Annotated in this window: 26 protein-coding genes and 2 pseudogenes; 14 read left to right on the top strand and 14 right to left on the bottom strand. The window is 65.6% G+C overall.

Annotated elements, in window-relative coordinates; all coding sequences use genetic code 11:
- Positions 1-32: 32 nt before the first annotated feature.
- A complete protein-coding gene (locus tag O8I58_RS12570; RefSeq protein ID WP_298316531.1) occupies positions 33-608 on the bottom strand; it encodes a methyltransferase family protein in 576 nt (191 codons plus the stop codon).
- Positions 609-641: 33 nt separating this feature from the next.
- On the opposite strand from O8I58_RS12570, the pseudogene O8I58_RS12565 reads away from it, so the two are divergent.
- The 6 genes and pseudogenes from O8I58_RS12565 (at position 642) to O8I58_RS12540 (ending at position 6361) form a co-directional block, all read left to right on the top strand.
- Positions 642-1886 (top strand): annotated as a pseudogene (locus tag O8I58_RS12565) (histidine kinase).
- Entirely contained in the window at positions 1883-2524 is a 642-nt protein-coding gene (locus O8I58_RS12560; protein WP_298316529.1) for a response regulator, read from the top strand. Before O8I58_RS12565 ends, O8I58_RS12560 begins: the two are co-directional and overlap by 4 nt.
- Before the next feature lie 71 nt (positions 2525-2595).
- Complete coding sequence (locus O8I58_RS12555; RefSeq protein ID WP_298316526.1) at positions 2596-3600, top strand: class 1 fructose-bisphosphatase; 1005 nt, start codon at positions 2596-2598, stop codon at positions 3598-3600.
- Positions 3601-3718: 118 nt separating this feature from the next.
- Positions 3719-5312: pseudogene (locus tag O8I58_RS12550) on the top strand (APC family permease).
- A gap of 28 nt (positions 5313-5340) precedes the next feature.
- Positions 5341-6045 carry a 2OG-Fe(II) oxygenase gene (locus tag O8I58_RS12545; RefSeq protein WP_298316523.1) on the top strand — a complete coding sequence of 235 codons (705 nt, stop codon included), beginning with the start codon at positions 5341-5343 and terminating at the stop codon, positions 6043-6045.
- A 28-nt stretch (positions 6046-6073) separates the two neighbouring features.
- Positions 6074-6361: a hypothetical protein gene (locus O8I58_RS12540; protein ID WP_298316520.1), complete on the top strand. Its 288-nt coding sequence runs from the start codon at positions 6074-6076 to the stop codon at positions 6359-6361.
- Between the two features lie 13 nt (positions 6362-6374).
- Here the strand turns inward: O8I58_RS12540 and O8I58_RS12535 are convergent, their stop codons facing one another.
- Positions 6375-6806: an Lrp/AsnC family transcriptional regulator gene (locus tag O8I58_RS12535; protein WP_298316516.1), complete on the bottom strand. Its 432-nt coding sequence runs from the start codon at positions 6804-6806 to the stop codon at positions 6375-6377.
- Between the two features lie 153 nt (positions 6807-6959).
- Here O8I58_RS12535 and O8I58_RS12530 point away from each other — a divergent pair, with 153 nt between their 5' ends.
- Both O8I58_RS12530 and O8I58_RS12525 read left to right on the top strand, forming a co-directional pair.
- Positions 6960-7790: a dimethylarginine dimethylaminohydrolase family protein gene (locus O8I58_RS12530; protein WP_298316513.1), complete on the top strand. Its 831-nt coding sequence runs from the start codon at positions 6960-6962 to the stop codon at positions 7788-7790.
- A gap of 138 nt (positions 7791-7928) precedes the next feature.
- On the top strand, positions 7929-8297 hold the full coding sequence (locus O8I58_RS12525) for a BON domain-containing protein (RefSeq protein ID WP_298316510.1): 369 nt from the start codon (positions 7929-7931) through the stop codon (positions 8295-8297).
- Positions 8298-8358: 61 nt separating this feature from the next.
- Here the strand turns inward: O8I58_RS12525 and O8I58_RS12520 are convergent, their stop codons facing one another.
- The gene (locus O8I58_RS12520; RefSeq protein ID WP_298322955.1) at positions 8359-9435 is read right to left on the bottom strand and encodes a PA0069 family radical SAM protein; all 1077 of its coding nucleotides are present in this window, start codon (positions 9433-9435) and stop codon (positions 8359-8361) included.
- A 57-nt stretch (positions 9436-9492) separates the two neighbouring features.
- Between O8I58_RS12520 and cls the strand changes: the two genes are divergently transcribed.
- Genes cls through O8I58_RS12505 form a run of 3 tightly spaced genes read left to right on the top strand, consistent with a single transcriptional unit; the run spans position 9493 to position 12055 of the window.
- The gene (cls, locus tag O8I58_RS12515; RefSeq protein WP_298316508.1) at positions 9493-10947 is read left to right on the top strand and encodes a cardiolipin synthase; all 1455 of its coding nucleotides are present in this window, start codon (positions 9493-9495) and stop codon (positions 10945-10947) included.
- A 60-nt stretch (positions 10948-11007) separates the two neighbouring features.
- The gene (locus O8I58_RS12510; protein ID WP_298316505.1) at positions 11008-11286 is read left to right on the top strand and encodes a hypothetical protein; all 279 of its coding nucleotides are present in this window, start codon (positions 11008-11010) and stop codon (positions 11284-11286) included.
- Entirely contained in the window at positions 11276-12055 is a 780-nt protein-coding gene (locus O8I58_RS12505; RefSeq protein ID WP_298316502.1) for a pyridoxine 5'-phosphate synthase, read from the top strand. The genes O8I58_RS12510 and O8I58_RS12505 overlap by 11 nt, the downstream gene beginning before the upstream one ends.
- A gap of 108 nt (positions 12056-12163) precedes the next feature.
- Here the strand turns inward: O8I58_RS12505 and O8I58_RS12500 are convergent, their stop codons facing one another.
- From O8I58_RS12500 to dnaA, 11 genes are all read right to left on the bottom strand, one after another.
- Complete coding sequence (locus tag O8I58_RS12500) at positions 12164-12574, bottom strand: ExbD/TolR family protein (protein WP_298316499.1); 411 nt, start codon at positions 12572-12574, stop codon at positions 12164-12166.
- 3 nt (positions 12575-12577) lie between these two features.
- Positions 12578-13009: an ExbD/TolR family protein gene (locus O8I58_RS12495; RefSeq protein ID WP_298316496.1), complete on the bottom strand. Its 432-nt coding sequence runs from the start codon at positions 13007-13009 to the stop codon at positions 12578-12580.
- A 46-nt stretch (positions 13010-13055) separates the two neighbouring features.
- On the bottom strand, positions 13056-13811 hold the full coding sequence (gene exbB / locus O8I58_RS12490; protein ID WP_298316493.1) for a TonB-system energizer ExbB: 756 nt from the start codon (positions 13809-13811) through the stop codon (positions 13056-13058).
- Positions 13812-13880: 69 nt separating this feature from the next.
- Positions 13881-14555 carry an energy transducer TonB gene (locus O8I58_RS12485; RefSeq protein WP_298316491.1) on the bottom strand — a complete coding sequence of 225 codons (675 nt, stop codon included), beginning with the start codon at positions 14553-14555 and terminating at the stop codon, positions 13881-13883.
- 158 nt (positions 14556-14713) lie between these two features.
- A complete protein-coding gene (locus tag O8I58_RS12480; RefSeq protein WP_298316489.1) occupies positions 14714-15904 on the bottom strand; it encodes a heme biosynthesis protein HemY in 1191 nt (396 codons plus the stop codon).
- A 149-nt stretch (positions 15905-16053) separates the two neighbouring features.
- A complete protein-coding gene (locus tag O8I58_RS12475; RefSeq protein ID WP_298316486.1) occupies positions 16054-16869 on the bottom strand; it encodes a M48 family metallopeptidase in 816 nt (271 codons plus the stop codon).
- Between the two features lie 52 nt (positions 16870-16921).
- Positions 16922-17761, bottom strand: a complete 840-nt coding sequence (locus tag O8I58_RS12470; RefSeq protein WP_298316483.1) for a CPBP family intramembrane glutamic endopeptidase — start codon at positions 17759-17761, stop codon at positions 16922-16924.
- Positions 17762-17774: 13 nt separating this feature from the next.
- Positions 17775-20243 carry a DNA topoisomerase (ATP-hydrolyzing) subunit B gene (gene gyrB / locus O8I58_RS12465; RefSeq protein WP_298316480.1) on the bottom strand — a complete coding sequence of 823 codons (2469 nt, stop codon included), beginning with the start codon at positions 20241-20243 and terminating at the stop codon, positions 17775-17777.
- A 126-nt stretch (positions 20244-20369) separates the two neighbouring features.
- Positions 20370-21452 (bottom strand): DNA replication/repair protein RecF, encoded by a 1083-nt coding sequence (gene recF / locus O8I58_RS12460; protein ID WP_298316475.1) that lies wholly within the window; start codon positions 21450-21452, stop codon positions 20370-20372.
- A gap of 82 nt (positions 21453-21534) precedes the next feature.
- Complete coding sequence (gene dnaN / locus O8I58_RS12455; RefSeq protein WP_298316456.1) at positions 21535-22638, bottom strand: DNA polymerase III subunit beta; 1104 nt, start codon at positions 22636-22638, stop codon at positions 21535-21537.
- Between the two features lie 297 nt (positions 22639-22935).
- Positions 22936-24270, bottom strand: a complete 1335-nt coding sequence (gene dnaA / locus O8I58_RS12450; protein WP_298316454.1) for a chromosomal replication initiator protein DnaA — start codon at positions 24268-24270, stop codon at positions 22936-22938.
- 196 nt (positions 24271-24466) lie between these two features.
- Between dnaA and rpmH the strand changes: the two genes are divergently transcribed.
- The 3 genes from rpmH to yidC all read left to right on the top strand — a co-directional run bounded on the left by rpmH (position 24467) and on the right by yidC (position 26922).
- Positions 24467-24607 carry a 50S ribosomal protein L34 gene (rpmH, locus tag O8I58_RS12445; RefSeq protein ID WP_014162171.1) on the top strand — a complete coding sequence of 47 codons (141 nt, stop codon included), beginning with the start codon at positions 24467-24469 and terminating at the stop codon, positions 24605-24607.
- A 91-nt stretch (positions 24608-24698) separates the two neighbouring features.
- Positions 24699-25139, top strand: a complete 441-nt coding sequence (gene rnpA / locus O8I58_RS12440; RefSeq protein WP_298316433.1) for a ribonuclease P protein component — start codon at positions 24699-24701, stop codon at positions 25137-25139.
- A gap of 13 nt (positions 25140-25152) precedes the next feature.
- Positions 25153-26922 (top strand): membrane protein insertase YidC, encoded by a 1770-nt coding sequence (gene yidC, locus O8I58_RS12435; protein WP_298316430.1) that lies wholly within the window; start codon positions 25153-25155, stop codon positions 26920-26922.
- Positions 26923-26974: the final 52 nt, after the last annotated feature.

Raw genomic sequence — 26974 nt, 5'->3', positions numbered from 1 at the left:
ATCACTTGGTAGGACCAATTGAATCATTAGGATCACCACACGCCTGGCAGCAGTCGCCAGGTGCGCTGGGCATGGGCCGCCCAGGCTGGGCCGAACGCCTGGGCCAGCACGCGCTCTTCCACCTGGATGCGGTGCAGGAAGGCCGCCGTGGTCGCAATCACGATCACCACCAGCGACGCCCAGCTGCCCAGGCCGACGCCCAATCCATAGAAGCAGGCCAGCGCGCCGGTATAGGACGGGTGGCGCAGCACGCGGTACGGGCCGGCAGTGATCAGCACATGCCCTGGCTGGATGCCCACATCCACGGTGAACTGGCGGCCCAGCACGGCAATCGCCCAGCGCCGGAACACGAGCCCACCGAACACCAGCGCGGTCCCGGCCCACAGCAGCGGCTCGCGCCATTCGGCGGGCCAACGGCCAATCCCGCGCATCGACAACACCACGGCCACGAAGATCGCCGCATACAGCACCGTCCACAGCAGTTTGAGCGTGCCGGCATCACGCGATGGGTCGTCCTGGCTGCGGCGACGGTGGCTCATGAAGACCTCCATCGCCCACCAGGCGGCGCAAACCATCCAGAACAGCAGTTGCGGCAGGTCGATGCGCATGGGGAACCTCCTGGCGGCATGAGCGCGAGCCCGATGCGATCAGTGTGCACGTTCGTCCACTGGTTCACAGATGCCACCTGTCACCGCGTGAGCCTGCCGGAAGTCACCACTTGCCCTGCATCCATTGCGGGCGTTGCGCGGCGCGGTCAGCATCTGCGCCCATGAGAGAGATCGTTCGTCGCCTGCTGGAACCCCTGTCATTGGCCGGCTATATCGCCCTGGGTGCCGTGGCGCTGGTCATGCCGTACCTGGACAGCCCCGCCGGGCGGCTCTCGGGCTGGTTGCTGCTGGCCGCTTTCGGGGCCCTGTTCGTCCTGGCCAATGCCTTGCCCGAGCGCTGCGAACGCGGGCCGTGGATGTGGCTGCCGACCGCGGCGATGCCGCTGCTGGCACTGGCCTTGATCATGCTGGATCCCCGGCCGGGCGTGGCCCCGGTCCTGCTGGTGATCTGGGTGGCGATGGCCATGGGGTTCTGGCCGCGTCGCATCGTGCTGGTCAGCGCGCTGGCCGCCAATTTCGCGTTCTACTGGATCCTGCGGCGCGCCGGCTTCGGCAACCCGTTCGTCGTGGTGCTGATCAATGCCAGCTTCCAGGTCTTCAGCGCGCTGTGCGTGTACTACGCGCTCAACGCTCGGCGCGCGCGCGACGCCCTGGCCCTGGTCAACGCCGACCTGCTTGCCACCCGCGCTCTGTTGGCCGACAGCGCGCGCGATGCCGAACGCCTGCGCGTGGCGCGCGAGCTGCACGACGTGGCCGGGCACAAGCTCACCGCGATGAAGCTCAACCTGCGCGCGTTGGCCGCCGATCCGGTGCTGGGCCAGCGCAGCGAGGTCCGCATCGCCCAGCAGCTCTCCAGCGAACTGCTCGACGACATCCGACACGTGGTGCAGGCGCTGCGCGATACCCGCGGGCTGGACCTGCACACGGCCCTGCGTGCATTGGCCGCACCGATGCCGCGCCCTGCCCTGCAGCTGGAGATCGCCGACGACGCCACCGTCGCCGACCCGGCTGTGGCCGAAACCCTGCTGCGCATCGTGCAGGAAGCCCTGACCAACGCCGCCCGCCACGCCGATGCCGATACCCTGTTCGTGCAGCTGCTGCGCGAGGGCGATGCGTTGCTGCTGCAGATCGAAGACGACGGCCTGCGCGGCGCGCGCCTGCGCGAAGGCAATCGGCCTGTCCGGCATGCGCGAACGCATCGCCGCCGCACGCGGCACCCTGACCCTCGACACCAACCCACGCGGTGCGCTGCGCATCGCCGCCAGGATTCCCGCATGACCGATCTCGCTCCAATCCGCGTTGCCCTGGCCGACGACCAGGCCCTGGTCCGCGCCGGCCTGCGGGCGCTGCTGGAACAGCAAGGCATCGTGGTGGTGTTCGAAGCCAGCGACGGCGCCGAGCTGATCGCACGCCTGGCCGAGGCGCCGGTGGACGTGGTGCTGAGCGACATCCGCATGCCTGGCATCGATGGCATCGATGCGCTGATCCAGCTGCGCGCGGCCGGCAACGCCACGCCATTGATGCTGCTGACCACCTTCGACGATGCCGACCTGCTGCTGCGCGCGACCCAGGCCGGCGCGCAGGGCTTCCTGCTGAAGGACGCCGCGCCAGAAGACCTGCGCGAGGCCATCGCCCGGGTCGCCGCCGGCGACACGCTGCTGCAGCCGGTCAGCACCGATCCGGTCCGCGCGCGCTACCAGTACCGCGAGCAGGACGCACCGCGTGAACCGTTCAACGAACGCGAGGTAGCGATCCTGCGGCTGCTGGCCGGTGGGTATTCCAACAAGGAAATCGCGCGCACGCTGTTCCTGGCCGAAGGCACGGTGAAGAACTACGTCTCCACCATCTTGGACAAACTCGGCACCCGCGACCGCACCCGCGCGGTGCTCAAGGCGATCACGCTACGGGTGATCTGACGGCGTGGGCTGCGCCTGTCATGCGATTGCGGCGACAATGCCCACCCCCACGTCATGAGGCACCGTCCACGATGCAGCCTGTCACCCTCACCCGTTACCTGGTCGAAGAGCAGCGCGAAGGGCGCATCGGCGCCGAACTGCGCCAGCTCATCTCCGTGGTCGTGCGTGCCTGCACCACCATCTCCATCGCGGTCGGCAAGGGCGCCTTGGGCGGCGTGCTGGGCGAGGCCGGCACCGGCAACGTGCAGGGCGAGGCACAGAAAAAACTGGACGTGATCAGCAACGACATCCTGCTGGAAGCCAACGCCTGGGGCGGTCACCTGGCCGCCTGCGCCTCGGAGGAAATGGACCACTGCCAGCCGGTTCCGGCCGAATATCCCAAGGGCGACTTCCTGCTGTTGTTCGACCCGCTCGACGGCAGCTCGAACATCGACGTCAACGTGTCGGTCGGCACCATCTTCTCGGTGTTGCGCTGCCCGCCCGAGGGCATCGACGACCCGAAGGACGAACACTTCCTGCAGCCGGGCAACACCCAGGTCGCCGCGGGTTACTGCATCTACGGGCCGCAGACCACGCTGGTGCTGACCACCGGCCACGGCACACACGCCTTCACCCTGGACCGCGAGCAGGGCCTGTTCGTGCTGACCCAGGCCAACATGCAGATCCCGGTCGAGACCAAGGAATTCGCGCTCAACATGTCCAACCAGCGCCACTGGGAACCGCAGATGCAGGCCTACGTGGCCGACCTGCTGGCCGGCCAGGAAGGCCCGCGTGGCAAGGACTTCAACATGCGCTGGATCGCCAGCATGGTCGCCGACGTGCATCGCATCCTGACCCGCGGCGGCATCTTCATCTATCCGTGGGACAAGAAGGACCCGGGCAAGGCCGGCAAGCTGCGCCTGATGTACGAAGCCAACCCGATGGGCCTGCTGGTGGAACAGGCCGGCGGCCTGGCCAGCACCGGCCGCGCCCGCATCCTGGACATCCAGCCCGAGCAATTGCACCAGCGCGTGCCGGTGTTCATGGGCTCACGCGCCGAAGTCGAAGCGGCCGAGCGCTATCACGCCCAGGCCTGAAGGCCCTGCAGGGCGCCGGCCAACGCCGGCGCCGAGTGGAACCTGACGGTGGCGACAGGTTCCTGAGACAATCGAGGACTTGTGGCCGCGCATGCGGCGCCAGTGCAGGTTGTCCGTGATGTCCCAGTCTTCCCCGCGCCGCGATGTCGGCCCCTTCGCCCTGATGCTCACCGGCCTGGGCTCCATCATCGGTTCTGGCTGGCTGTTCGGCGCCTGGCGCGCGGCTGGCCTGGCCGGTCCCGGCGCGGTCTGGGCCTGGGTCCTGGGCGCGGCGATCATCACCACGATTGCACTGACCTACGCCGAACTGGGCGCGATGTTCCCCGAATCGGGCGGCATGGTGCGCTACAGCCACTATTCGCACGGCTCGCTGGTGGGGTTCATCGCCGGCTGGGCCAACTGGATCGCCATCGTCTCGGTGATCCCGGTCGAGGCCGAAGCCTCGGTCCAGTACATGGCGTCCTGGCCCTGGGCCTGGGCGCAGGGGCTGTACACGCACCTGCCCGATGGCCATGGCGAGCTGGGCATCCCCGGCCTGCTGATCGCGGCCGTGCTGGTGCTGGTGTACTTCCTGCTGAATTTCTGGAGCGTCAAGCTGTTCGCGCGCTCCAACACGCTGATCACCGTGTTCAAGCTGGTGGTACCGGCCGCGACCGGCCTGGCCCTGGTCGCCAGCGGCTTCCACGCGGAGAATTTCAGCGTCGGCGTCCATGGCGACGGCCACAACATCGACTTTGCCGCGGTGCTCACGGCCGTGGCCACGGCCGGCATCGTCTTCAGCTTCAACGGCTTCCAGAGCCCGGTGAACCTGGCTGGCGAAGCGCGCAACCCCGGCCGCAGCATTCCCTTCGCGGTGCTGGGTTCGATCGCCATCGCCACGGTGGTCTACGTGATCCTGCAGGTGGCCTACCTGGGCGCGGTGCCGCCGGACCTGCTGGCCAAGGCCGGCTGGCACGGGATTGATTTCAGTTCGCCGTTCGCCGAGCTGGCGATCCTGGTCAACCTGCATTGGCTGGCCATGCTGCTGTACGTGGATGCCTTCATCAGCCCCAGCGGCACCGGCATCACCTATACCGCCACCACCTCGCGAATGATCTACGGCATGCAGCGCAACGGCACGCTGCCGGCGGTGCTGGGCCGGCTGCATCCGCGCTGGGGCGTGCCGCGCCCGGCGATGTGGCTTCAACCTGGGCGTGTCGTATCTGTTCCTGTTCTTCTTCCGCGGCTGGGGCACGCTGGCGGCGGTGATCTCGGTGGCGACGATCATTTCCTACCTGACCGGCCCGGTCAGCGCGATGTCCCTGCGCCGCAGCGCGCCGGACCTGGCGCGTCCGTTCCGCCTGGTCGCCCTGCCGGTGCTGGCCGGCGTGGCCTTCGTCATGGCCACCGAGCTGCTGTATTGGGCGCGCTGGCCGCTGACCGGGCAGATTATCCTGCTGATGGGCGTTGCCCTGCCGGTCTACGTCTACTACCAGCGCAAGCAGGGTTGGCAGGATTTCGCCCGTCACTTCCGCGGCGCGGCCTGGCTGGTGGCGTACCTGCCGGTCGTGGCGTTCCTGTCCTGGGCCGGCAGCACCACCTTCGGCGGCCGTGGTTACCTGCCCTACGGCGCCGACCTGGCCGTGGTGGCCGTAGTGGGCGTGGTGTTCTACCTGTGGGGCGTGCGCGCAGGCTGGCGCACCCCGGCCCTGGCCGAGGCCACTTCCCGCTGAGGCCGGACCGCGCTGGTATCGTGGGCCGATGCAACCAGCCGACTTCATCGAGGTCTTCCACGACACCATCGATGCCGCCACCTGCGCGGCCATCGTCGAGCGCTTCGAAGCCAGCGGCCAGGAACATCCTGGCCTGGTCGGCGGTGGCCACTATCCGGACCTGAAGCGCAGCAGCGACATCAGCATCAGTGGCCAGCACGGCTGGTCGGACGTGGAACAGGCGCTCAACCAGGCCGTGTTCGGCGGACTGATGCAGTACCTGCGGCGCTACCCGTTCGCCCTGATCGCGCCGGTGATGCTGCAGCACACCGACGAAGCCGGCCAGACCAGCCGGATCAGCTACGACGACATGCTGGATATGGACGACGCCAGGTTGTCCCAGCTGCTGATGACGGTGCTGCGCCCGGGCCAGATCAACCTGCAACGCTACCGTGCCGGCGAAGGCGGCTATCCCTACTGGCACTGCGAGCTGTATCCCAAGGACAAGCACGCCGAGACCCTGCACCGCCACGTGCTGTGGACGCTGTACCTCAACGACGACTTCGACGCGGGCGAAACCGAGTTCTTCCACCAGCAGCGCAAGATCGCGCCGCGCACCGGCAGCCTGCTGATCGCCCCGACCGCCTTCACCCACACCCATCGCGGCAACCGCCCGATCGGCGGCGACAAATACATCGCCACCAGCTGGGCGCTGTTCCAGCCGGCGGCGACGTTGTACGGCGAAACACGCTGAGAGTTTTCACACGTCTACGAGGTGCTTCATGGATGAAAGCCGTCGCAATCTATGTCTAGCCTTGGTCCTGCTATCCGGAGGCGCGCTGGTCGCCCTGCCCTGGTTACTGACGCATCTGCCCAACTGGTTGGACCTTCGAGTCGTGTTGGCCCTGTCTGGATTGGGCACGCTGGCGGGTATCGCGGCAGGCATCTCAGCCAACGCTCTGCCCTCAGGTGGCTGGCTGAAGCCAACCAGCTGGATCATCTCGGCGCTCCATCTGACCATGATCACGCTGGGTGCATGGACGCTCTCGCAGATCCGTACATTGAGCTGATCAAACGCTTCAGTCAGCGCTGCTCGGCCAGCAGCAGGCTGGTCTCCGACGCGGCGATGCCTTCGATGTCGCGCAGGCGGCGCAGGGCCTGGTCGAAGCCGGCCAGGTCCTCGGTGCGGACTTCGGCCACTAGGTCCCAGCGGCCGTTGGTGGAATAGACGCTCACCACTTCGGGCAGGCGCCGCAGCGCCACCACCACTTTGTCGGTGGCGCCACCGCGGACTTCAATCTGGGTAATGGCTCGCACGCCGTGCAGGCCGGTTTCGCTGGCCAGCTTGATGGTGAACCCCAGCAACAGGCCGCTGCGCTGCAGCCGTGCGATGCGGTTCTGCACGGTGCTGCGTGAAACCTTGAGTTGCTTGGCCAGCAGTGCCGCGGGCATGCGGCTGTCAGCCCGTAACAAGGCGATGAGATCCTGGTCCAGCGCGTCGAGGGTATCGGCCATGGGTGTGTCCATGCTGCAGTGCGATTCTGGCGATTCGCCAACGACTGTCATCGAAATGACAGCTTGTGGAAAAACAATGGCGTTGTGCGTGCTGTTGACTGTTTAGCGCGCGACCTAGCATGACATAACGCCATTCACGAGACGCCTGCCGCCATGTCGACTTCGCCCCGCCCCCGTGTGCTGATGTGCCCGCCCACCCACTTCTCGGTGGAATACGACATCAACCCCTGGATGACCGGCAACCGCGACCAGGCCGACCGCGCCCGTGCCGGGCGCCAGTGGGACGACCTGCGGGCGCTGGTGGCCGATGCCGCCGACGTGGAACTGATCGAACACGTGCCCGGCCTGCCGGACATGGTGTTCACCGCCAACGCCGGCCTGGTCTATCGCGACGTGGCCGTGCCCAGCCGCTTCCGCCATGCCGAGCGCGCCGGCGAGGAAGCCCACTTCACCCGGTGGTTCTCCGGGCATCGGTTCGACGTGGACCTGCTGGACGGGATCGAATTCGAAGGCGCCGGTGACGCCTTGCTAGACCGCGCGGCATCACGCCTGTGGTTCGGTTACGGCCATCGCAGCGACGCCCGCGCCGCCGGTGCGCTACACGCGCTGCTGGGCATCGACGTGGTGCCGCTGCGCTTGGTCGATCCGCGCTTCTATCACCTGGATACCTGTCTGTGCCCGCTGTCCGGCGGCCACCTGCTGTACTTCCCCGCTGCGTTCGACGAAGCCGCCCAGGCCGCCATCGCCGCGCGCGTACCGGCCGACAAACGCATCGCCGTCTCGGAAGAAGACGCGCTGGCCTTCGCTTGCAATGCCGTGAACCTGGACAACGTGGTGATCCTCAACCGTGCCACGCCGGCGCTGCGCGCACAGCTGGAACAGGCCGGTTACCGCGTGCGCGAAACGCCACTGGACGAGTTCCTCAAAGCCGGCGGTTCAGCCAAGTGCTTGACCCTGCGCCTGGACGAACCGGGCCTGGCATAAGGGTTTGCCGCACCGCTGGCGCGACGCAGCACGATTCGTTCAATCGGCGCGACGACGGGAAGGCGTTTCCTGTCACCGTCGCCCAACCGGATTCAGGTCACGGTGCGCCCACCTCAACGCTCTGCCAAGGAGCCCACCATGAAGACCCAACGTACTTCGTTGCTGTTCGTCGGCGTGATGTCACTCGGCATCGTGGCGGCGCCGGTCATGGCCCAGTCCACCAGCGCCGACCACAGCACCATGGCGCATGACACCCAGGCACCGCCGGAAACATCCAACCAGCCCGGGACGGACACTTGGATCACCACCAAGGTGAAATCGGACCTGCTGGCCAGCAAAGGCGTATCCGGTACTGATGTCTCGGTGGAAACCAAGGACGGCGTGGTCTGGCTGAGCGGCCATGCCGCCACCCGGGCCGAGAAGGACCGCGCCGTCACCAAGGCCAAGGCGATCGAAGGCGTCAAGAAAGTCGAAGCCGACAAGCTGGTCGTCGGCGGCAAGATGTAGTCCGGGCCTGCACTGCAAGCAGCGCGGCAACGGCGCTTTCGGGCGCCGTTGTTGTTCCGGCTTAAAACAGCTCGCCCTGCGGCGAAGGTTTGCGCGGGGCGATGAAGCGACTGCAATCCAGCGCCGGCCAGCGCTGTCGGTCGTAGCCGAAACGCTTGCTCGCCAGCACAAACCGCCGCTCCAGCAGATCCGCATAGACGCCCTGCCCGCGCATGCGGCTGCCGAAGCGACTGTCGTAGTCCTTGCCACCGCGCAGCTGCTGCACGGTGCTCATCACGTGCGCAGCGCGATCCGGCAGGTGCGTGGCCAGCCAATCGCGGAACAGTGGCGCGACTTCATGCGGCAGGCGCAGCAGCACGTAGCCGGCCGAACGCGCGCCGGCCTCGCGGGCGGCTTCCAGCACGCCTTCCAGATGCGCGTCGTTCACCCACGGGATCGCCGGCGCGAACATCACCCCGACCGGCACGCCGGCATCACTCAGCGCTTTCATCGCGCGTAGCCGCGCGTGCGGTGCCGAGGCACGGGGTTCGAGCTTCGACGACAGCTTGTTGTCCAGCGAGGTGATCGAGAACGCGACATGCACCAGGTTCTGCGCAGCCAGCGGCGCGAGCAGATCCAGGTCGCGTTCGACCAGCGCGTTCTTGGTGATCAGGGTGAACGGGTGCCGGGTTTCGGCGAAGACTTCGATCAGCTGGCGGGTGAGTTTCAACCGGCGTTCGAGCGGCTGGTAGGCGTCGGTGTTGATGCCCAGCGAGATCGGCGTGACCTGATGCCCGGGCTTGGCCAGTTCGCGGCGCAGGACTTCAGGCGCATTGGTCTTGGCATAGAGCCTGGTTTCGAAATCCAGGCCCGGCGACAGGTCCAGATATGCGTGGCTTGGGCGCGCGAAGCAATACGAACACCCATGCTCGCAGCCCTTGTAGGGATTGAGCGTCTGCGAGAACGGAAGGTCCGGCGAGCTGTTGCGGCTGATGATGCTGCGCGCACGCTCCTCGGTGACCTGCGTGCGCGGCAGCACGTCCACTTCGCCATCCTGGTCGCGTTCGTGCCAGCCGTCGTCGGTCGCATCCGATGTGGTCACGGCAAAACGCCCCGGCAGCCAACCGGTCGAACCACGCCCTTTGATCGCCTCGCCCATGCCATCAGCGTAGCCAGCGCGCATCTCAGCGTCCGCGACAGCCTCTAGAATCGCCGCATGCTCGCCCTGCTCGCCACGCTCTGGCACGACATCGCGGATATTCCGCACCTGAAGACCTACCTCACCGCCGCCTGGCTGGCTTACCTGCTGGTGCTCGGCGGCTGGATCATCCTGCAGAAGCGCGAACCCGTGGCCACCGTCAGCTGGGTGCTGTCGCTGGCGGCGCTACCGTACCTGGGCTTTCTGATCTACTTCGCATTGGGTCCGCAGAAGATCAAACGCCAGCGCCTGCGCCGCAACCGTTCGCGCGATGGCATGGGCGCCCACGAAGCCATCTGTCCGCCCAGCGAGATCTGCACCGAGCTGGCACTGCTGGGCCAGGCCGTGACCGGTCTGCCGCCGTCATCGGCCACGCGCGTGGACCTGCTGGTCGACGGTGCGGCAACCTACGATGCCTTGGTCGAGGCGATCAGCCGGGCACGCAATCATGTGCACCTGGAGTACTACATCTTCGAACGCGACCGCACCGGCACGCGGATCCGCGATGCGCTGATCGAACGCGCGAACGCCGGTGTGCACGTGCGTCTGCTGCTGGACGCCGTCGGCGCGGGCAGGGTCAACCAGCGCTTCCTCAAACCGCTGCTCGACGCCGGCTGCCAGCAGTGCTGGTTCCACCCCACCCAATTCCGTCCCTTCACCCGGCCATGGGTGAACCTGCGCACGCACCGCAAGATCGTGGTGATCGACGGCACCGTCGCGTTTGCCGGCGGCATCAACATCACCGACGAAGAGAACGACGCGCTCAACACCAATGCCTACCGCGACCTGCACTTGCGCCTGGAAGGCGAGATCGTGCGCGGACTGCAGCAGGTGTTCGTGGAGGATTGGATCTATGCCAGCGGCCACAAGCGCGAAGACTTCAAGGGCACCACGCTGTGGGCGCCGAACGTGGAACAGCCACATGGCCAGATTGCGGTGCAGGTGCTGACATCCGGCCCGGATTCGGACTGGGAAGCGATCCATCGCCTGCAGGTGGGCGCGATCCACGAGGCCACCGGCCGTGTCTGGCTGGTGACCCCGTACTTCGTCCCTGGCGAGGCGGCGATGATGGCGCTGACCTCGGCCGCGCTGGCTGGCCTGGACGTGCGCCTGCTGGTGCCCAAGCAAAGCGATTCGAAACTGGTGACCTTCGCCGCGCGCTCCTATTTCGACGAGCTACTGGCAGCCAAGGTCAAAGTCTACGAATACGGCCCGCGCATGCTGCATACCAAGGCGCTGTTGTGCGATGACAACCTGGCGATCCTGGGTAGCGCGAACTTTGACCACCGCAGTTTCCGCCTGAACTTCGAGGTCGCGCTGCTGTTCCGCGAACCGGCCTTCAACGCGCGCTTGAGCACGCTGCTGGAAGGCGAATTCGCCAACGCCAACCGCGTGCACAACGAACGCAACCGCTCCCTCTGGCGCAACCGCCTGCCCGAGGCATTGGCCCGACTGGCATCGCCATTTCTATAGCGCGCGGGGCTGGCCCAGATCGGTAGAATCGACAGCGTCTCCTTACCGGACGGGCACTTCATGTACTGGCTTTTCCTGCTGCTTTCGCTGGGCGCCATGGCCGTGGCCCTGCGCACCACGTCGATGGTCTTGATGGCGGTCAGCATGCTCGCCGCGCTGGCGCTGCTGGTTGCCTGGATCATGGGTTGGTATTCGGCCCGCGCCGGCAACAGCGACACCAGCGGCCGCGGCATGATCGACCCGGTCGAGCTGCATCGCCTGCGCGAGCAGGCCGCTGCACGCAAGGCCGCCGGGCAGAGCGCTTCGGCCACCTCGATGGAACCGCGCGATGGCAACTGAATCTGCCACGACCGCGCTTAGCGTCAACGTCAACAAGATCGCGGTGCTGCGCAATTCACGCGGCGGCATCGAACCCGATGTCGTGCGGGCCGCGCACACCTGCCTGGCCGCTGGTGCCCAGGGCATCACCGTGCATCCGCGTCCGGATCGTCGCCACATCACCGCCGAAGACGTGGTCGCTCTGGTCGGACTCACCGCGCAATTCCAGGTCGAACTCAACATCGAAGGCAATCCCTTCGCGCCGCCGCGCGTGGGCTATCCCGGCCTGATGGATCTGTGCGCGCAGCTCCGTCCGGCGCAGGTGACACTGGTTCCTGACTCCGACGATCAGCTCACCTCCGACCATGGCTTTGATTTCGAGCGCGACAGCGTCCGGCTGGCGCCGCTGGTGCGCCAGCTCAAGGCCTGGGATTGCAGGGTGAGCCTGTTCGTCGATGCCGGCTGCACGGGGCTCCCTACGGCCGTGGCCATGGGCGCCGATCGCGTGGAGCTGTACACCGGCCCTTATGCGGCAGCCTGGCCGGCTGGCGATCCACAGGACACGCTCGGCCTGTTTCGTGAAACCGCACTGCGCGCCGGGCAGCTCGGCCTGGGCGTCAATGCCGGACACGATCTGAGCCAGGACAATCTCGGCCTGTTCCTCGCCGAGGTGCCGAACGTACAGGAAGTCTCCATCGGCCACGCGCTGATTTCCGAAGCCCTGTACGACGGGCTGGAAACCACGGTGCGCCGCTACCTGGACATCACGACAGACATTCGCCGGCGCTGATCGTTTTCCGCGCGGCCAGCTCGCGTTGGCGCTCGACGTGATTCGCTGACGCAAACAACAACGCCGCCCCTTCGGGCGGCGTTGTCTTTCAAGCAATGCGCGGATCGATTACTGCTGCATGAAACCGATCTTGAGCATCTGTGCGTTCTTCGCTGCAGCCAACACCTGGGCCATCGTCTGGTACTGCGAATCCGGATTGGCGTCGATGCGCAGCTGAGGCTGGTTGGTCGGGTCCTTCTGGACCTCGTTCTCCATCATGCTCTGCAGCGCGCTGACCGCGACCGGATTGTTGTTCCAGTACACCGTGTTGGACGCGTCGATCCGCAGATCGATCGGCGGCGGCGGTTCCTGCGTCGGCGGCGGTGTCGTCGAACGCTGCGGAAGCGCCACGTCGATCGGGTACGTCATGATCGGCGCGGTCACGATGAAGATGATCAACAGCACCAGCATGACGTCGATCAACGGGGTCACGTTGATCTCGGACATGGCGCCCTTGCCACCACCACTACTGAAGGCCATGGCTCAGCCTCCCTTCGTTGGCTTGGTGGAAACGAAACCGACGTCCAGCATGCCCTGACCCTGCGCGATGCGCGTGATCTCGTTGATCGTGGACATCTTGGTGGTCTTGTCGCCACGCAGGTTCAACGACGGCTGCGGTGTCTGCTGGGCCGCCGAGGACAGACGCGACTCAAGAACGTCCTTGGTCACAGGCTCGTCGTTCCAGTACACCGAACCGTCCTCGAGCACCGCGATGTTGATCGGCGGCGTGCGCTTGGCCAATTCATCCGGGTTGGGGACGAACGTGGTTTCGGGCAACTGCACCTTGACCTTCTGCGACATCAGCGGCGTGGTGATGATGAAGATGATCAGCAGCACCAGCATCACGTCCACGAGGGGCGTCACGTTGATGTCTACCATGGGGCCGCCACTGCCGCCCCCGCTACTGAATGCCATACGGCCTCCGGATACTTCTAGTCGGTAAGTTCGTTATCTACGCGAATCAGCGCACGCGGGCGCCGGTCGCGAAGAAGTCGTGCAGGTCATGCGCGAACGTATCGAACTTGGCGATCGTGGTGGAGTTCAACTTGTTGAAGAAGTTGTAGGCGAACACGGCCGGGATCGCGACGAACAGGCCGATAGCGGTCATGATCAGCGCTTCACCCACCGGGCCGGCGACGGCGTCGATGCCGGCGTTGCCGGTCGCACCGATCTTGATCAGGGCGCCGTAGATACCCCACACCGTACCCAGCAGACCCACGAACGGAGCAGTCGCGCCGACGGTGGCCAGCAGGATCATGCCGGACTGGATCTTGGTGCTCTCGCGGGTGACGGCCTGGCGCAGGGCGCGGTCGACGAACTCCGAACGGCTCAGGGCTTCGCCGGTACCGGTGCCTTCGGCACGCTGGTGGTGGGCAGCAGCCTGGGCGGCGTCCAGCGCGATCTTGGAGAACGGCTCGTTGCGCGGCTGCTCTTCCATGATGCGGATGGCGTCCTGGGCGTTGCTGGTTTCCCAGAAAGCCGAGGTCACGCGATCAGCCTGCGAACGCAGACGCACGCCCTTGATGATGTTGACGATGGTCCAGTACCAGGACGCAGCGGACATGATGACCAGGGTCAGCAACACCACCCACGACACCACGAAGGAGCCCGGGTTGCCGGTCATTTCGGAGATCAGGTGGGAGAAGCCCATCTGGTTGAGAGCAGCGGCGGCATTGGTGCCTCCCGCGGCGGCGGCGATCAGAGTTTCCTGCAGCATGACGCTTACCTTTGTTGGAAATTTGGTGGAGAGGTTAGGTGACGCTTATCTGGGTGTAACAGTTCCGGGTCAGCCGCCCATGCTGAAGTCGACGGGGACGCGGACGCGCCCTGCGACACTCTGGCTGCCTGACTTACCGGGGTTGAAGCGCCACTTGCGTGCTGCTTCCATCGCGGCACGGTCGAGATCGCGATTGCGGCTGGATTTTTCGACCGAGACGTTGGTGACGTTGCCGCTGGCATCGACGTCGATGATCAGAATCACCGTGCCTTCGACGCCAGCGCGGGCGGCCGACGGCGGATAACGCGGCGGATTCATGTTCTTGGACGAGATGTCCACGCTGGCACCGATGTCCGGGGTCGGAGCAGGCGGTGACGGCGGGGCAGGCGGCGTGTAGGTATCGACCGGGCGCGGGTCAGGCACGTCCACCGGCGGCGCTTCCGGCGGCGGCGGGACGGGCGTCGGCCTCGGCGGCGACAGTTCCTTCACCGGCGGCGGCGGCGTGTCCTGCTTCGGCGGCGGCGGCGGCGGCGGCGGGGGAGGCGGCGGCGGGTCGACGATCTGAACCAGCATCTTCTGTTCCTCCTCCTTCTGCGCCGGCGGTGCGACAGCGGGAATCAACAGAAGCAGGAAGACCGCAACATGCAACGCAATGACGAATGCGAAGCCAATGATGCGGGACCAGTTGAGCCCGTTGGGCTCTTCCTGCTCTCTGTAGCGATTGATGACAAGTTGTTCAGTCATGCGCCAGTGGACTCAATGGAAACGGGGCGTGCGGTGATGCACGCCGATGTCGGTTCGGTTGGATTCCACTGCAGAAGTGCAGGGGAATCCCCAGCTTAACCCAATCCTTTGTCGCGATTCCAGCAGTTATCCACTGCTGTGTAATCGGTTTCAAACGATCACTTGGAACCAAGGATCTTTTTCGCGTCCTGCGGTTTTTTGACGCCTTTGTCCAGCGCCGATTGAGCGGCCTTCTTGGCCTCGGCTGGACGTCCTTCCTGCATCAGGACGCGCGCGAGATTGAGATACGTCTCGCCGGTGGTGTCCATGGGCGCCGCCTTCTGCCAGGACTCGATGGCCTGGGGAAGCTGAGGCGGCTCTGAATAGTAGTACGCCTGGGCCAGGATCTGATACACCTCGAGGTTCGGCTTGAGGATATTTTTCGCCAGACCGTCCTGGATCACCGCGATGGTGTTCTTCTCCTGACCTTCCATGTTGCTGTAGGTCGCGTAGAGCTGGCGGTATTCCTTCTCTTCGGTCAGCTGGCCGGAAGCGCGCAGCTTGTCCAGGATCGCGGCGGCCTTGTCCTTCTGGTCGTTCTGCGAATACATCACGGCCAGGTTGATCTGGGCGTTCTTGTCGTTCGGCGACTTGGCAGCCAGCTGTTCGGCCAGCTGCACGGCCTCGGCGGACTGGTTGTTGGCCTCGTAGCTGGCCATCAGGACCTGCACCCATTGCGACTTGGGTTCCGGTGCGGCGGCGATGGCCTGCTTGAGCGGCGGAATGGCCTCTGCATAGCGCTCGGCCTGGTAGAGCGCCTGGCCCTTCAGCGCCAGGTCTTCCGGCTTGGTCGATTTGGTTTCGGCCAGGTACTTGTCGAGCGTGGCCAGGCCTTCCGGGTAATGCTCGGCCTGCAGCTGCAGCTGGGCCAGCATGTACATGGCCTGGTAGTGGCCGTTGTTGTCCAGCGCGTTGAGGTCGATGACCTGCTTGAGATACGCCACGGTCGCGGCTTCGTCGTCAGTGCTATAGGCGGCCTGCGAGGCGATCTGTGCGGCCAGGGCCTTGTCGTAATCGTTGGCATCCGGGTTGGCGATGATCTCATCGGCATCGGCCCGCGCCTTGGCCCAATCCTGATCGTTGTAGGCCTTGATCATCTTCTCGGCCTTGGGCGCGACCTTGCGGGAGTTCTTGGCTTCCGGTGCCTGGCGCGTGGCTTCCGGATACAGCACTTCCTGCTTGGTCTCGCCTTTCTTGCGATCTGCGCGCTCACGCGTCTGCTGTGCCGATGCATCAACGGCAACGGTGCCGGCGAGCAGACCAATGACGGCCAGGGAGAGCAGGGCATGTTTCGGGGTGCGCAACAACATGGATCACCTCTTGCGGAATCGGTTTTACGTGGGTGCGGGGGGCTGAACAACGGGCCAATGGAAAGCCGGGTCGGCAAACTAGCAGAATCGCTTTAACAATGTGTGCGGATTTCGTTGTTCCTTGCAGCGCGTTTGTGCTGATCCTGCGATCAGCTGCATCTGGGCCGTCTTCCAGCTGCCTGCGCGGCCTGCCAGGTGGGCACGAGTGCGTCTGCACGGCGCTTCAATTCGAGGATGCGGGAACTCGGATCAGGATGCGTGGACAGCCATTGCGGCGGACGATTGCCGCCGGCCGCCGACATGTTCTGCCACAGGTCGACCGCCTGGCGCGGGTCGAAGCCGGCCTGCGCCATCAGACGTTGGCCGACCACATCGGCTTCGCTTTCCTGGGCGCGGGAATTGGGAAGCAGGAATCCGGCATTGGCGGCGATTCCGCCGCCCTGGGTGACCAGCGAACCGTAGTCACCAGCCAGCGCGCCGAAGATCTGCAGCACCTGCGAGGTCCGCACCTGGTTGGTGATGCGCTCTTCGAAGTGATGCTCGACCACGTGGCCGATTTCATGGCCAATCACTGCGGCCAGCTGGTCCTGGGTTCTGGCCACGGGAAACATCCCTGCGTTCACCCCGACCTTGCCACCGGGCAGGGCGAAGGCGTTGGCCTCCTTGTCGGAAAACACGGCGGTTTCCCACGGAATCGCGCGCTCTGCCGGCGGCAGCTGTGCCACCAGCGCGTTGACCACGCAGCGGACGTAGGCGTTCTGCCTGGGATCTGTACTGACGGCCTGCTTTTTCTTGGCCTCGGCGAAGGCTTGCGCACCCAGCTGGTCCAGCTGCTGCTGGGACACCCCGCCGACATTCTGGCGTCGGCCGGTGGAGGAGGTCATGGTCGCGCAGGACGTGGCCAGCAGGCTCAGCGTCAGGCCGCACAGAAACGGGGCAGCAAGGCGGCGGGAGTTGGGCTTCATTGCGTGTCAGTGTTGACACATAAGCCATGAATTTTTCGTCAAACCCGAACGGTCAATTGGCGACACCGGAGAGCATCATCACGCCGATCGCGAAGGCATTGTTGAGGCTGTGCGCGGCGATCGAAGCACCCAGTGAATTGGTCCGGCGGTAGACCCACGCGAAGGCCAGGCCCATGCAGGTATAGACCAGCCATAGCGGCAGCTGGGCCGCCAACGGTTTGCCGCCGACGAAAGGCGGTTCATGCATGAAGGCGAACAGGATGCCGCTCAGCACTGCGCCCAGCATCGGCCAGCCATCGCGCCAGAGCCGGCGGAACAGGACCCGGCGGAACAGGATTTCTTCGTACACCGGTGCGGCGACCACGGCGAAGACCAGCAACAGGAGCGGGTACTGGTGGAGTGTGCCGCGGACCAGGCTCATGTTGGACGGGTCCAGGGTCTCCTGCATGGCGGCGGCGATCTGCGCCACGATCAAGCTGCAGGTAATGGCGGCGGCACCGGTGAACACCGCCAGGACCCAGGTTGTGGGGCTGCGCAAGGAGGCGCGAGCAGCGATCCGTTCGGCCGCTTTGGGCGGCGCACGCCACAGCATGGCCAGCACCGCGGTGCCTCCAACGCTGATGACGCTCAAGGCGATGGTCGCCAACGGCCCCGGGCTTCCCACAGCCTGCATGATCGCCTTGGGGTCGGTCGGCATGCCCTGAAATGCCAGCTCCACCCCACGCCAGACTCCCCAGGCCAGGGCGCCCAGCAGCGAGAGCAGGGCGAACAAGCCGGCAACGATCAGCAGATCCAGCGAGAAGCGCCGCAGCGCCCGCCCAAGGGGCAGCACGGCGTTCGGTGGGGGCAGCGTCTCCGGCCCGTGCCCCACGGCACGCACAGCGGCATCCATGCGCACGCGGCCGTCAGACGTCGAGGTTGGAGACCTTCAGCGCGTTGGCGTCGATGAAGTCGCGGCGCGGCTCCACCACATCACCCATCAGCGTGCTGAAGATCTGGTCGGCGGCGACGGCATCCTCGATCCGCACCTGCAGCATGCGCCGGGTATCGGGATTGACCGTCGTTTCCCACAGCTGCTCGGGGTTCATTTCGCCCAGGCCCTTGAAGCGCTGGATCTGGCGACCCTTCTTGGCTTCGTCCAGCAGCCAGGCCTGCGCCTGGGCGAACTTGGACACGTCCTGGCTGCGGGTGCCGCGCTGGATCTGGGCGCCTTCACGCACCAGGCCATGCAGCTGGGCGGCCACCTCGCGCAGAGAGCGCAGCTCTCCGCCCTCGAATGCACTCATGGCGAGCACCTGGGTCAGCTCCTCGCCCATGTGGCGGCGATGGGCGAGCAGGGCAGCCGGGCGCTGCTCGTTAGCGTGCTGCAGTTCAAGAGTGTAACGAGGACTACCGATGCTCTTGCTGTTGAGCATGCCTTCCAGCGTCGTCAGCTCGGTGCGCAGCGCCTCCTCGGACAGGGTCAGCAATGCATCCAGCGGCGCAGCATCGATCAACGCCTCCAGCAGCGCCGGATCGTAGCGATGGGCGTTGCGGTTGATCGCGTCACGCGCGTTGGCGAACAGGATCAGCAGGCGCTCCAGCGCTTCACCGGAAATCGGTGGCTCGCCAGTGGCCGGGATCAGCGAAGCGCCTTCGACCGCACTGTTGGCCAGGTAGGCATTCAGCGCCAGGTCGTCCTTCAGGTACAGCTCCTGCTTGCCCTGCTTGAGCTTGTACAGCGGCGGCAGGCCGATGTAGACGTGGCCGCGCTCGATCAACTCCGGCATCTGCCGGTAGAAGAAGGTCAGCAGTAGGGTGCGGATGTGCGAACCGTCCACGTCGGCGTCGGTCATGATGATGATGCGGTGGTAGCGCAGTTTGTCCGGGTTGTATTCGTCGCGGCCGATGCCGGTGCCCAGCGCGGTGATCAGGGTACCGACCTGGTCCGAAGCCAGCATGCGGTCGAAGCGGGCACGTTCCACGTTGAGGATCTTCCCGCGCAGGGGCAGGACCGCCTGGTTCTTGCGGTTGCGGCCCTGCTTGGCCGAGCCACCGGCGGAGTCTCCCTCGACGATGAACAGCTCGGACAGCGCCGGGTCCTTCTCCTGGCAGTCGGCCAGCTTGCCGGGCAGGCCGGCGATATCCAGCGCGCCCTTGCGGCGGGTCAGGTCGCGGGCCTTGCGCGCCGCTTCACGGGCGCGGGCGGCATCGACGATCTTGCCGGCGATGGCCTTGGCTTCGTTCGGGTGCTCCTGCAGGAACTCTTCCAGGCGCGTGCCGAAGGCGTTTTCCACGGCCGGGCGCACATCGGAGCTGACCAGCTTTTCCTTGGTCTGCGAGGAGAAGCTGGGGTCGGGCACCTTGACCGACAGCACGGCGATCATGCCTTCACGCATGTCGTCGCCGGTCAGGCTGACCTTGGCCTGCTTGGCGATGCCGCTCTGCTCGATGTAGTTGCTCAGCACGCGCGTCAGCGCGCCGCGGAAGCCGGCCAGATGCGTGCCACCGTCCTTCTGCGGGATGTTGTTGGTGAAGCAGTACATCGTTTCCTGGTAGGCGTCGGTCCACTGCAGGGCCACGTCCACGGTGATGTTGTTGTGCTCGCCTGTCACCGAGATCACATGCGGGTGCAGCGGGTTCTTGGCCTTGGCCAGATGCTCGACGAAGCTGGCGATGCCGCCTTCGTAATGGAAATCGTCGCGGCGGCCTTCGCCGCGCTCGTCGACCAGGACAACCTTGACGCCGGAATTCAGGAACGACAGCTCGCGCAGGCGCCGGGCCAGGATGTCGTAGTGGAATTCGGTATTGCCGTGGAAGGCCACGGTCGAGGGCCAGAAGCGCAGGGTCGTGCCGCGCTTGGCGCTGGGCTCGATCTGCTTGAGCGGGCCGACGGCTGCGCCGTTGCTGAATTCCTGCTGGTAGTGGAAGCCGCCCTGGAAGATATCCAGCAGCAGCTTTTCCGACAGGGCATTGACCACGCTGACGCCGACGCCGTGCAAGCCGCCAGAAACCTTGTAACTGTTGTCGTCGAACTTGCCGCCCGCGTGCAGGATGGTCATCACGACCTCGGCGGCGGAAACTTCGCGCCCCAGCTTTTCGCTCATCTGCGCATGCTTGCCCACCGGGATGCCGCGGCCGTTGTCCGACACCGATACCGAGCCGTCGGCGTGGATCGTGGTGACCACGCTGTCGGCGTGGCCAGCCAGGGCTTCGTCGATCGAGTTGTCGACGACTTCAAAGACCATGTGGTGCAGACCGGTGCCGTCGTGCACGTCACCAATGTACATGCCGGGGCGCTTGCGGACGGCTTCCAGACCTTCCAGGGCCGTAATGCTGTTGGCGTCGTAGTTGCCGTTCTGGCCGGGGGTTGCCGGTGTGGTCTCTTCGGTCATTCGCGTGTCGATCGCCTGCACGGCCGGGGCGCGCCACGAAAGGATTCGCGGGTGCCGCCGGCACTTGAAAGGAATCGAGAATTATAGCACCGCGCCCCTTCTGGCCCTGATCCGGCGGCTGGGGCGTCAGCGCTGGACGATTTCACCGTGTTCCACGTGGAACCACACCTGCGGCGAGACCTGTTCGAGTGCTGCAGGCGCTTCTGTCCCAGTGATGAAGACCTGGGCACCGGTGGCCATGACCCGGGCCAGCACACCGGCCTGATGCCGGCGATCCAGCTCCGAAGCAAGGTCGTCCAGCGCAACGACCGGCCATTCACCCCGTTGAGCCGCGTAATCCTGGGCCTGGGCCAATAGGCAGGACAACGCGGTGAGCTTGGCCTGCCCGCGCGACAACGGTTCGCGCTGGGGCAAGGTGCTGAACTCCACCCGCCAGTCCGCCCGGTGCGGCCCGACCCCGGTATGGCCGAATTGGCGGTCGCGGTCACGCGAGACGAGCAGGGCATCGGCCAGGGAAAGCTCCTGACGCCGCCAACCCGGCTGGAATTCCAGTTGCGCCCGGCCCAGCATGGGAACCAGCGCATCGGCGACCTCCCGAAGCTGGTCCCGCAGGCGATCCAGGTAGGTCTGGCGATGCCAGGTCACCGCTTCACCGGAATCGGCCAGCTCGGCGTCCCAGGCATCGAGCTGGCTGCCGCCACCACCGGACTTCAGCAGGGCATTGCGCTGCTTTAGCGCCCGGTTGTAGCGCCGCCACACGCCAAGGAAGTCCTGTTCCACGTGGAACAGGCCCCAATCGAGGAACCGGCGCCGGGGTTCTCCACTCCCGGTCACCAGCGCGTGGCTGCCCGGCTCAAAACTGACAACCGCCAACGCAGCGCACAGATCCCCTAACTGGGCCACGTTCTGGCCATCCAGGCGTCCTGTCCATTCCTGCCCGCTATGCCGGAGTCCAGCCCGGCGCGTTCGCGCATCCTGGCCCTCGCGCCATTCAACGAAGACTTCCACAGCGTCCGAACCCGTCCGGATCAGCCCATCGCGCACCCGTCCGCGAAAGCTCCGGCCCCAGGCCATCAGATGCAGGGCCTCCAGCAGGCTCGTTTTCCCCGCGCCATTGTCGCCGGTAATGAGGTTCAGGCCGGGCAGCGGTGCAAGTTCGACCTGGGCGAACCTGCGCAAACCGCCAACCGCCAGTCGTGTGACGTGCATCGTGTCGATCTTCCTGAACTGACAACGCCCGGTTGAAGCCGGGCGTTGGTGTGTTTCACGTGGAACAAGTGCAGCCGATGGGTCAGAGGCGCAGCGGCATCACGACGTGACGTGAGCGCTCGCTACTGGCCTCGCGGACCAATGCCGATGAATTGGCATCGCGCAGCTGGATCACGATGTGCTCGTCGCGCAGCGCGGACAAGGCATCCAGCAAGTAATTCACGTTGAAGCCGATCGCCAGGCCGTCGACCTTGGTCTCCGCCTCGATCTCTTCCTGGGCTTCTTCCTGCTCCGGGTTGTGCGCGCTGATCTTCATCTGCCCGGGCGAAAGCTCCACGCGGACACCGCGATACTTCTCGTTCGACAGGATCGCTGCGCGTTGCAGCGCGGCGCGCAACACTTCGCGATCCAGCTTCACTTCGATATCGGCACCGATCGGAACCACGGCCTCGTAATCGGGGAAGCGGCCATCGATCAGCTTGGAAGTGAAGGTGACATCGTCACGCTTGACCCGGATATGGCTACGGCCGACTTCCAGCTCCAGCACGCGCTCACCACCTTCCAGCAGGCGCTGCAGCTCGGTCACGCCCTTGCGCGGGACGATGATCTGGCGCTTGGTGCCAGAGCCGCCGGTTTCCAGGCCCGACTCGCACAGCGCCAGGCGATGGCCGTCGGTGGCGACGCAACGCAGCATCGAATCGCGCAGGTCGAACAGCAGGCCATTGAGGTAATAGCGCACGTCCTGCTGGGCCATGGCGAAGGAGGTGCGCTCGATCAGCTCCTTCAGCGCCGCTTCCGGAACGGTGACCCGCTCACTGGCTTCGACTTCATCCACCGAGGGGAAATCGTTGGCAGGCAGGGTGGCCAGGGTGAAGCGGCTGCGTCCGGCCTGCACGCTGACCTTGTCGCCGGTCTGGCTGACGGTGATCCGGCTGCCGTCGGGCAGGGCGCGCACGATTTCGAACAGTTTGCGTGCCGGGATCGTGGTCTCGCCATCCTGGGCGTCTTCGACAGCGCTGCGCGCAATCATCTCGACTTCCAGATCGGTACCGGTCAGGGACAACTGCCCGTTCTGCACCTGCACCAGGAAATTGGCCAGCACGGGCAGGGTCTGGCGACGCTCGACGACATTGACCACTTGCGCCAAGGGTTTGAGGAAAGCTTCTCGCTGCAGGCTGAAACGCATCGTGTGGTGTCCCGGTGCTTTAGGTTTTTAGAAGTGTATAAATCTTAAAAGCTGGTGGTGATGGTAGGGGCTGTTTTGCGGGAAAACACGTCCAAACCACTGTTTCGTATATGTTTTTTTCGATCAAAACCCGGTGCATAGGTCTGGCACGTCTGGTGGGAAAAGCTGTGGACAAATTTGGCGTTGAATTCGATCCACGCCTTATCCACAGCTTCAGGACCCATCGACCCACCGGTTGTTCATCGCACCGGCCAACCTGCACAGCATATCCACCTCGCCGCGCCACGGGGCGCGTTATTACTCGCTGAGTTTGCGGATCAACTTGTCCCAGTCTTCCTTGAGCTTGCCGTCCGATTCCATCAGCGTGCGAATCTGGCGGCAGGCGTGCAGCACGGTGGTGTGGTCGCGGCCAGCAAACGCATCGCCGATCTCCGGCAGGCTGTGTTCGGTCAGTTCCTTGGTCAGCGCCATGGCCACTTGCCGGGGACGCGCCAGCGAGCGCGTGCGGCGCTTGGAGAGCAGGTCCTTGATCTGCAGGCCGTAGTAGTCGGCCACGGTCTTCTGGATGTTGGGGATGCCGATGGCCTGCTGCTGGGCGCGCAGCAGGTCGCGCAGGGTTTCCTGAGCGAATTCTGGCGTGATCGCCTTGCCCAGGAAGTTGGCACGCGCGGCCAGCGTGTTGAGCGCCCCTTCCAGGTCGCGCACGTTGGAGCGCATCTTCTTGGCCAGCAGGAACGCCACGTCGTCTGGGATGTTGGTTCCGCGTTCGGCCGCCTTGGCCAGCACGATCGCCGCGCGGGTCTCGAAATCCGGCGGGTCGATCGCCACCGACAAGCCCCAGGCCAGGCGGGATTTCAGCCGTGGTTCCAGGCCTTCCACTTCGCGCGGATACCGGTCGCAGGTCAGGATGATCTGCTGGCGGCCGTCGAACAGCGCGTTGAAGGTGTGGAAGAACTCTTCCTGGGTGCGGTCTTTGCCGGCAAAGAACTGGATGTCGTCGATCAACAGCGCGTCGACCTGCTGGAAGCGGCGCTTGAACTGGTCCATCGAGCGCTCGATCAAGGCCTTGGTCATGGCGCTGAAGAACTGCTCCGAGCGCAGGTACAGCACCCGCGCGGCTGGATTCTGGCGGCGCAGCTCATTGCCGGCAGCGAACATCAGGTGGGTCTTGCCCAGGCCCGTGCCCCCGTACAGCAGCAGCGGATTATGGGAACGGTCGCCAGGCTTCTGCGCGGCTTGCCAGGCTGCGGCGCGACCCAACTGATTGCTGCGGCCCTCGACGAAGTTGTCGAAGGTGTAGTGGCTGTCCAGGTTGCCGGCGAACGGCTCGATGGGCGCAGTGGCGGTGGTGCCCAGGGACGCAGGCGCGCCGCCCATAGGTGCCGGCTCGGGGGCCTTGGCGCGCGAACCGACCGCCAGCGAGACCTGGTCCAGCCCCGCGTAATGGTCCAGCAGCTCGCGGATGCGCGGCAGGTAGCGCTCGCGCACCTGGTCGACGATGAAGGCGTTGGGTGCGTACAGCACGACCGCGTCGGGACGTTGTTCGGCCTGCAGCGGCTTGAGCCAGGTGTGGACATCTTCAGCCGGTAATTCGGCTTCCAGGCGTTCTAGGCAGCGGGGCCAGGCATCCATTTGCGAGATCGGTCATCCTGCCCGCAGGTCATGAAAGAACCTGCGTGGCACAAGGGAAAAAGGGGCGCGCAGGGTACCACGATGCACCGCTGGCCCACGGGTCATCCACAGATCCATCCACAGGCAGACTTGACTCGGCAAGTTGGAGCCCCGTAGAATTTCCGGTTCTTTCCACGCAACGCCGTCAGAGTCACTCATGGCCACCAAGCGCACCTACCAGCCCAGCAACCTCAAGCGCAAGCGCGATCACGGCTTCCGTGCCCGTATGAAGACCGCTGATGGCCGCAAGATTCTTGCCCGTCGTCGCGCCAAGGGCCGCAAGACGCTCTGCGCCTGATGCCAGCTGCCGCGCCATTGCGCGGCGCTGACATCGCAAAGCGTTTGCACACCAAGCCCGCGCCAGACAACGGTGCGGGCTTTGTCGTGCCATGAGCTCTGAAATGCCTGGCTTTTCGTTTCCCCGCTCCGCCCGTGTGCGGACATCGGCCGAGTACGCACGGGTCTTCGATACCGCGCGCCGCACCGCCGCACCGATGCTGGCCCTGCACTGGGCCGCCGGTGGCGAGGGCGTGCGCCTGGGCCTGGCGGTCTCGCGCAAGGTCGACAAGCGCGCCGTTGGCCGCAATCGCATCAAGCGAGCCTTGCGCGACCAGTTCCGTCAGCTGCGCGCGCAACTGCGTGGCGGTGACTACGTACTGGTGGCACGCCCGTCGGCGGCCGCGGCATCGCCAGAGCAGCTGCGCGAGGCCTTCATGGGGCTGCTGGTGCGTGCCGGTGCGTTGCCCCCTCCGGGCACCGGCGGCACAATGCGCCCCGCATCGATGACTCCTTCTTCCTCCATTTCCACGCCGGACGCTGCAACCGGCTGAGACTGCCTGCCTGATGAACCAGACCCGTGTTTTCCTGTTTTTCGCCTGGCTGATGGTGGCGACCTTGTTGTGGATGGAGTGGGGCAAGTGGAAGACCGCCCAGGACCAGCCCGCCACGCCGGTTGCCACTGCCACCACGACCGGCCTGCCTGACCAGGGCAACGGTGTGCCCAGTGCCGACGGCCTGGCATCGCCCTCGGCGACCGTCGCCGAGCAGGCCACCGCGCCGGCGAGTTCGGCTGCTGCTGCGCCGGCCGTGCAGGGTACCCAGGTCACCGTCAGCACCGATACGCTCAAGCTGGTGATCGACGGCAGCAAGGTGCTGCGCGCCCAGCTGCTGCAGTACCCGCAGACGCGCGATGCAGGCGCGCCGCCGGTCGAGCTGTTCAACGACAGTTCGGCCCAGCTGTACACCGCGGGCCTGGCCTGGATTGCGCAGTCTGGCGCGGCTCCGGACCAGAGCGCGGTGTTCCATCCCGAGCAGCCGCAGCACGAGTACGCGCTGGCCGCTGGCCAGGACAGCCTGAGCATTCCGTTCGTGTGGGAAGGCAGCGGCGTGCGCATCGTGCGTACCTTCACCGTGCATCGCGGCGATTATCTGGTGGGCGTGTCCGATCAGGTCACCAATACCGGCGCCACGCCGTGGACCGCGGTGGTCTATCGCCAGCTGGAACGCGTGCCGCCGCCGCCGGTCAAGGGTGGCTTCACCAACCCGCATGCCTTCAGCCTGGTCGGCGCCGCATGGCGCACCGCGTCGGGCGCCTACGAACGTCGCAAGTTCGACAAGGACTATCTGGAAGACGGCAAGCTCAACCAGGACACCACCGGTGGCTGGGCGGCGATGCTGGAACACCACTTCCTCAGCGCCTGGGTCCCGGACCCGAAGCAGCCGACGAAGGTGTCGCTGGACGAGCGCGTGATCGGCGGGACCCAGCGTTACCTGGTCAGTGAAACCGGCCCCAGCGTCACCGTCGCACCCGGCCAGACCGGCACGACCGACGCCCGCCTGTGGGTGGGTCCGAAGCTGGTGAGCAAGATCAAGGCCTCGGGCATCCCGGGCCTGGACAGCGCGGTGGACTACAGCCGCTTCGCGCCGCTGGCGGTGATCGGTTCGGGCCTGTTCTGGATCCTGAGCCACCTGCATACGCTGCTGGGCAACTGGGGCTGGTCGATCATCGGCCTGGTGGTGGTGGTCAAGCTGGTGCTGTTCCCGCTGTCCTCGGCGCAATACAAGTCGATGGCCAAGATGCGTCGCTTCCAGCCGCGCATGGCGCAGCTGAAGGAACGCTACGGCGAAGACCGCGCCAAGCTGCAACAGGCGATGATGGAGCTGTACAAGAAGGAGAAGATCAACCCGATGGGCGGCTGCCTGCCCACGTTGATCCAGATGCCGATCTTCCTGTGCCTGTACTGGGTGCTCAACGAATCGGTCGAGCTGCGCCAGGCGCCGTGGATGCTGTGGATCCAGGACCTGACCGCGCGTGACCCGTTCTTCATCCTGCCGGTGTTGAACGTGGCGGTGATGTTCCTGACCCAGCGCCTGTCGCCCAACCCGGGCATGGACCCGACCCAGGCCAAGATGATGCAGTTCATGCCGCTGATCTTCGGCGTGACCATGGCGTTCTTCCCGGCTGGCCTGGTGCTGTACTGGGTGACCAACGGCAGCCTGAGCCTGCTGCAGCAGTGGTGGATGGGCCGCATCCATGGTCAGCCCGTACTGGCCAAGCCCGACACCGACGGCAAGGGCCACACCAAGGACGACCTCAAGTCCAAGGGCAAGTAAGCCAGGCCCGCCGGACATCGCATAAGATTCAACGAAGACCCGCCGCAAGGCG

It is taken from the genome of Pseudoxanthomonas sp., from assembly GCF_027498035.1.
Classification (GTDB): domain Bacteria; phylum Pseudomonadota; class Gammaproteobacteria; order Xanthomonadales; family Xanthomonadaceae; genus Pseudoxanthomonas_A.
Note: the sequence above shows the minus strand (reverse complement) of the source record. Positions and strands in the feature narration are given on the sequence as shown.